The sequence below is a fragment of the Nonomuraea sp. NPDC049152 genome (genome assembly GCF_040648355.1).
Classification (GTDB): Bacteria; Actinomycetota; Actinomycetes; order Streptosporangiales; family Streptosporangiaceae; genus Nonomuraea.
On record NZ_JBEZDO010000001.1, the window covers coordinates 735,422 to 741,620 of the forward strand.

General features: G+C 69.0%; 4 protein-coding genes and 2 pseudogenes. 3 read left to right on the plus strand and 3 right to left on the minus strand.

Going from position 1 to position 6,199, the window contains the following annotated elements; all coding sequences use genetic code 11:
- Positions 1 to 94: 94 nt before the first annotated feature.
- On the plus strand, positions 95 to 838 hold the full coding sequence (locus tag AB0B45_RS03705) for a hypothetical protein (protein ID WP_358124655.1): 744 nt from the start codon (positions 95 to 97) through the stop codon (positions 836 to 838).
- A 320-nt stretch (positions 839 to 1,158) separates the two neighbouring features.
- On the plus strand, positions 1,159 to 1,917 hold the full coding sequence (locus AB0B45_RS03710; protein ID WP_358124658.1) for an SDR family oxidoreductase: 759 nt from the start codon (positions 1,159 to 1,161) through the stop codon (positions 1,915 to 1,917).
- Between the two features lie 177 nt (positions 1,918 to 2,094).
- On the opposite strand, the gene AB0B45_RS03715 is transcribed toward AB0B45_RS03710, so the two are convergent.
- Positions 2,095 to 4,158, minus strand: a complete 2,064-nt coding sequence (locus AB0B45_RS03715) for a phosphocholine-specific phospholipase C (RefSeq protein ID WP_358124660.1) — start codon at positions 4,156 to 4,158, stop codon at positions 2,095 to 2,097.
- A gap of 136 nt (positions 4,159 to 4,294) precedes the next feature.
- Positions 4,295 to 4,555: pseudogene (locus AB0B45_RS03720) on the minus strand (RNA polymerase subunit sigma-24); the annotation flags it as partial.
- Between the two features lie 157 nt (positions 4,556 to 4,712).
- Between AB0B45_RS03720 and AB0B45_RS03725 the strand changes: the two are divergent.
- Positions 4,713 to 5,403 (plus strand): annotated as a pseudogene (locus tag AB0B45_RS03725) (serine hydrolase domain-containing protein).
- A gap of 47 nt (positions 5,404 to 5,450) precedes the next feature.
- Here AB0B45_RS03725 and AB0B45_RS03730 read toward each other — a convergent pair.
- Entirely contained in the window at positions 5,451 to 6,098 is a 648-nt protein-coding gene (locus AB0B45_RS03730; RefSeq protein ID WP_358124662.1) for an alpha-ketoglutarate-dependent dioxygenase AlkB, read from the minus strand.
- Positions 6,099 to 6,199: the final 101 nt, after the last annotated feature.

Consider the following 6,199-nt stretch of genomic DNA (forward strand, 5'->3'; position numbering starts at 1 on the left):
GTCGCTTTCTATCGCCCCGTCCAGAATTACCCCTGCTGTCATGTCGAGTGGCGCTCATGCCTGTCGGGCCGTATCGCGTACACGGGAGTAACCATTGAGCGCCTTTCGCAAACATCGTCATTTTCTCGGTGTGGATGGCGAGTTGGCGAGCCGGGAATGCGCTGCAGCTCTCTATATTGTCGAAGAGTGGGCGTGCGTTGTCCCGAACAGCGTGAGTCCGGCGGCTCGCCCCGGTAACTGGTGTCGAGCGGTCGGAGTGAACATGGTCGGTGGCGATCCCAGCCCGAAAAAGAAGCGCGGCCTTCCCGAAATCGACCCCACTCTGCGAGCCACCGCGGCGGCATCGGCGGGTGGCACGCTCGTCATCTGGTGGCCCGCTTTCACGCTGGGCGCGTACGACGCCATCTTCTTCGACGCCGTGCTGGGAATCTGGGCCGTGGCCACGGCAGTGCTGCTCTCGGGTCTGATCCTGCGCATCAGAGGTGCGCTGCCCTGGGCAGGCTGGTTCGCTCTGGCACTGCCCTCGGCCTGGATCGTTCTGGCCGTCGTGGCGCCGAGGACCCACGGGATTCGCTACCTCCACTACTTCGAGGTGGTGCTCACCCTGGTGGGCGCGCCGACCCTGACGTGGCTGCTGTCGAGAATCCTGCTGACCGACTACACCGAGCTGCCTGAGCTGCACCGGCTACGGGCGGTCATCGTCACGATCGCCGTCGGAATCCTGGCCTTCCTGCTCGGCAAATTCAATTACCTGTTCCTCACCTGCGCCGATTTCGACATCAGCGGCGACAACACTCCTCCCGGCTGCGCACAGGGCCCGCCCTTCCACCTGCTCTGAGAACTTCGCGCCCGTGGATGGCTCGTCGGAACGCCGGAGTGGTGAGCCGGTCACCGTGGTCAGGAGGCCAGGTGTGAAGCGGCAGACTTCCGGCGCGTCACCCCCGGTGGAGGCACGGACGGTGCCTGCGGCCCAGCCGATACGCATGAGCGACGAAGGGCCGGGTGTACTGGCTGCCTTGCCGAAGACTTTGAGCGCATCGCCCATGCTCCGGCCCAGGGCCCGGGTACGGCCACGGGCGTGAGCAAGCACACGCCGATGGACATGGGAGGCACGGGCTCGGCCGGCCGGCCGGCCTGTATCACCCATCGGAGGAACACATGACCCACACGACCACTCCCCTTTCCCCCCAACGCGAACCGGAACTGGCCGGTCAGACCGTCGTCGTGATCGGCGGCAGCGCGGGCATCGGCCTCGAGACAGCTCGACGCGCCCTGGCCGAGGGCGCCGATGTCATCCTCACCGGCCGCGATGCCGACCGGCTCCGGCAGGCGGCGCTGGAACTCGGCGCGCGACGCACGGCGGCCTTCGACGCCAACGACGCGGCTTCCCTGGAGGGGTTCTTCCAGGACCTGCCGACACCGATCGACCATGTGATGATCACGGCCGGCGGCCCGCACTACGGGCCCCTGCTCGAGATGGACGCAGCCCAGGTACGCCAGGCGATCAGCGAACACATGGTGCTGGCGCTCGAGGTCGCGCGCAACGCCGCCGGCAAGATGAGGCCTGGCGGAACGCTGCTGCTCATGGGCGGTACCGGCGGCCGGCGCGTCGGTCGCGGCCTCGGGATCGCCTCCGCCGCCACCGCCGCGCTGCCTCCGTTCACTGCGGCCCTCGCGCTCGAGCTCGCGCCGGTTCGCGTCAATCTCATCGCGGCCGGCTTCGTCGACACCCCGTTGTCGGCATCGCTGCTCGGAGATCGGCTCGAGGAGCGCAGGAACGAGCTGCGGGCGACGCTCCCGATCGGCCGCGTCGTCGGCCCCGCCGACGTCGCCGCGCTCGCCGTCCACCTCATGAGCAACACGGCGATCACCGGCGCAACGTACGACATCGACGGCGGGCAGCAGTTCGTCTCATGAACACACGACACCGGGCTGGAGCAAGAGGCATGCCACTGAGCAGGCGCGATCGGGTCTCGGTGATGCGTCGTTCGGTGCGGCATGAGGGCCTCCGGGAACTCGGTGCGGATGTCGCAATCCACACCGAACCCGCAGGCCCTTCCTCATTTCAGTGCTCGACCTCTGTGGTCAGTACATCTAGCCGGTGATGCTCGGCCTGCCGTTCTCGACATGGCCCATCAGACGACGGCGGAACGACGGATCGTCCGCACAGGTGATCTCCAGGTCGTACCACCCCTGGGCGTCCTCCAGCGGCCACACCACCTGCTTGTACTGCCCGGGCCCGAGCGGCACGGACTGCTCCTTGTCACCATAGGCAAGTGCCCGCACGCGCAGCTTGACCTTCGCGTCGCCCAGGTTGGTGATCTCGACGCGCACCTTGCGCGGGTCGATGTCGATCACCGAGCGCACCTCGACCCGGCCCGCCGCTCCCTCCAGGGAACCGGCGAACTCCCGCCGGAACCCGTTCGGCCCGGTCAACACGAGGTCGTAGTCGCCATCCACGGGCACCCGCCGGGTGGTCACGCCCTGCACGTCCACGTGGAGCGGGAGCGCGAACTCGCCCCGGTACGGGTAGAGCGTCATGTGCATGCTCTCCCCGCCCGAGTTGCCGAGCGTCAGTTCCAGCTCCTTCCCGAGCGCGCGGACCCAGGCGTTCGGCTGGTACGGCAGAGCGCGCGCGGGCTTGGTGCCCGGTTCCTGCTCCGGCATGGCCTGCTGCGCGGGGGGCGTGGGCCGCCACCGGCCGCTGAAGGCGGGCACCTGGGCGGGCTGGGCCGGGGTGGGCGGCTGCGCCGTACCGGTGAAGTCGAAGGCGGAGGTGAGGTCGCCGGCGACCGTGCGGCGCCAGCGGGTGATGTCGGGGAAGCGCACGCCCAGCCACGTCTCCAGGAAGCGGCAGGTGGAGCTGTGGTCGAAGATCTGCGAAGCGACATAGCCGCCCGCGGTCCACGGGGAGACGATCGTCATCGGAACGCGGATGCCCAGGCCGATGGGCTTGCCGTCGTACCAGTCGTCGGTCTGGTCGGCGGGCGGCAGCGGCGGCGGCACGTGGTCGAAGAAGCCGTCGTTCTCGTCGTAGGTGATGAACACCGCGGTCGACTGCCAGGTCTCCGGGTTGGAGGCGATGGCGTCGAGGATGTCGTAGGTGATGCGGGCGCTCTGGATCGGCGAGGAGGCGCTGGGGTGCTCGGAGTCGGCGGCCGAGGGGACGATGTAGCTGACCTCGGGCAGCGTGCCGGCCTCGACGTCGGCGCGGAAGGCGGCCGCGAGCTGCTCGGCGGGTACGCGGCGCAGCGCCCGGTCGAACAGGACGCGCTCCTCGGCGTCCAGCGTGGCCACGCCCTCGTCCAGGCCGGCGAGAAGCTGCTGCCGCTTGGCCTCCGGCGCGGCGAGCACCGCGGTGTAGAAGGAATCCATGCTCTTGTAGTCGCCCCGCAGCGCCTTGCGGGCGATCTGCCGGAAGCGGGCGAAGAACTCCAGGTTGTTGTCCTGGTAGTTGTCCCACTCGTGGTAGACCTTCCACGAGCGTCCGGCCGCCTGCAGGATCTCGCCGGCGTTCGCCCAGGTGTAGCCCTTGTGGGTGTCCTCGGCGTAGGCGGCGTTGTCGATGGCGCGCTTGGTGGTGCCGGGCTCGTAGCCGGTGTGGCCGGAGACGTGGTAGTTGCGGTTCGGGCTCGTCGACGACAGCACGGAGCAGTGGTAGTTGTCGCAGACGGTGAAGGTGTCGGCCAGCTCGTACTGCAGCGGGATGTCCTCGCGGCGGTAGAAGGTCATGGTGGCGGGGCTCTTGGCGGGGATCCAGCCATCGTGCCAGCCCTGGGCCGCGGCCCGCTGGCCGTCGCTCCAGCCGTGGGCGAGTGCGTTGATCCACTGCAGGTCCTTGCCGACCAGGTCGGCGGCCTCACGGACAGGGAACGGCAGCACGCTGCCCGCCCCGTTGGGCTGCTCGAAAACCGGCTTGCCGGTCTTCAGCCGTACGGCGTTGCGGTCGCCGAAGCCGCGCACGCCTCGCAGCCCGCCGAAGTAGTGGTCGAAGGAGCGGTTCTCCTGCATGAGGAAGACCACGTGCTTGATGGCGGACAGGCCGCCCTGGGGGACGGGCATCGCCAGCGCGCGGTGCACGGAGGGGGGCAGTAGCGAACCTGCGACCGCCCCGGTGCCGAGGGCGAGGAAGGAACGTCGTGAGAGGCCGTGAGACATGGCCGACAGCGTGACAAAGGTAGAGATCCAGCCCATTGCCGCGAGATGGCGATCACGCGAAGAGCAGGTTTCCCGTCAAGCGTTGATCACACCAGGCTGCGCAGTCGAAACGACTATCGCGAGCTTGTTCCATAAGTCAGGCCAAGGCTGCGAGCTTGCGCTGGAGCAGGCGGCGCTCGCGCTCGTTCCCGCAAAGCTGTACGGCGAGCTCGATCTCACGCCGCGCGTCGTCGAGCTTTCCGAGGCGGGCGAGCAGCTCCCCGCGCACGCTCGGCAGCAGGTGAGAGCCGGAGAGGCCGCCCGACGCGACCAGTTCGTCGACGAGGGGAAGCGCGGCCGCCGGGCCCTGTGCCACCGAGATCGCCACCGCCCGGTTGAGCTCGACGACGGGCGTGGGCCGACGCGGCGCCACGCGAGCGGCCGGATCTGCAGGCGTTGCTGGACAGGATCGTCGCCGGCGGCGCGGTGGCCGCGATCGCCGAGGTTCGTGACGGGAACAAGACCTGGCGAGGCGCTGCGGCAGGACGCGAATGGGCGGCGCCCAGCCGGCTCCGATGGATGGGCGGTTCCGGGCCGGAAGTGTGACCAAGTCGTTCACGGCCACCGTGGTGCTGCAACTGGCGGGAGAAGGAAAGCTGGACCTGTCCGACACCGTGGAGCAGCGGTTGCCCGGGCTCGTGGACAAGGGCGCCGACATCACGATCAGGCACCTCCTCCAGCACACCAGCGGAATTCCCGAATACAGCGAGGGCATGTTCGACAAGTGGGGCATCCCGAGGGAGCGCTATCGCACCTGGTCGGCACGCTCACCTACCGGGAGCCTCGCCGGAGGTGCACGGCCCGCATGCCCACGCGTATGCGCCGGTCACCAAGGGTGGCAAGGTCGTCCCTGTGGACGTCACACGGTTCGATCCCACGATGGCAGGGGCGGCCGGTGAGATCATCTCCACCACCGAAGACCTCAACAGGTTCTTTCGCGCCCTGTTCCAGGGCAAGCTGCTGCGCCCCGCACAGCTGAAGGAGATGAAGGATCTCGGCACGGCCAAGGAATACGGGCTGGGGCTGGAGGTGGGGCCGCTGCCCTGCGGCACCGCGTGGGGCCACGGCGGCGGCACCCGGGGCTACTCGACGGTGGCGTTCAGCTCGGCCGACGGTTCGCGGCAGGTCGCGTTGTCGATGAGCCCGTTCTCCGGCGACCCCGAAAAGGCGGCCATGACCCTGCTGACCACCGCCCTGTGCCCTTAGCTCGATCTTCGCGGGCGCGGGCCGGCCCGTCGTGGCCGCGGGTGGCTTCAGTCGAGGCCCGTCACCCGCATCGTGATGTTCAGTCTGCCGCGGGCCAGGCCGGTGGCCGGGTCGCCGGTGCCCGGGTAGACCTTCGGGACGCCGTGGTAGGCGTGGCGGGAGGGACCGCCGAAGACGAACAGGTCGCCGGAGGCCAGGTCGATGTCGGTGTACGGCTTGGCGCGGGTCTGGGTGTTGCCGAACCGGAACACGCAGGTGTCGCCGATGCTGAGCGAGACGACCGGGGCGTCGGACTTCTCGTCCTTGTCCTGGTGCATGCCGAGGCGGGCGTCGCCGTCGTAGAAGTTGATCAGTGCGGTGTCGGGGGTGTACCCGGCGGCGTCACCGTAGCCGCTCGCGTCGCTGTCAACGGCCCGCAGTGCCCGACGGCCCAGCTCGACCATCCAGGAGGGGAAGGCGGCCACCCGTTCGCCGTTGACGTCGTCGGCGGTGCGGGTGTACTTGTACGGCTGCCAGTGCCAGCCGATGCACACGGTCTGCACCGACATCACCCCGCCCCGCGGCAACACCGTGTGGCGGATCGGGACCGGCCCCGCCGCCCAGGCGCGGCAGGAGGTCACCAGGTCGCGTTGCTGGTCCAGGCTCAGCCAGCCGGGAACGTGGATGGCGCCGGGCGCGATCTGCACGGCCGTCATGAGGGTTCCCTAAGATCGATTTGTCTGGAGTGAGTCGCTCTGGATGCCCAGGACGACGGGGTGTGGCTGATGAGGGTCCGCTGCTGCTGTTGTGGCTTGGA

What these genes read in the sequence shown, in the direction of transcription:
- AB0B45_RS03710 (WP_358124658.1), top strand. Translation starts at nt 1,159, where the DNA reads ATGACCCACACGACCACTCCCCTTTCCCCCCAACGCGAACCGGAACTG.
- AB0B45_RS03715 (WP_358124660.1), bottom strand. Translation starts at nt 4,158, where the DNA reads ATGTCTCACGGCCTCTCACGACGTTCCTTCCTCGCCCTCGGCACCGGG.
- AB0B45_RS03730 (WP_358124662.1), bottom strand. Translation starts at nt 6,098, where the DNA reads ATGACGGCCGTGCAGATCGCGCCCGGCGCCATCCACGTTCCCGGCTGG.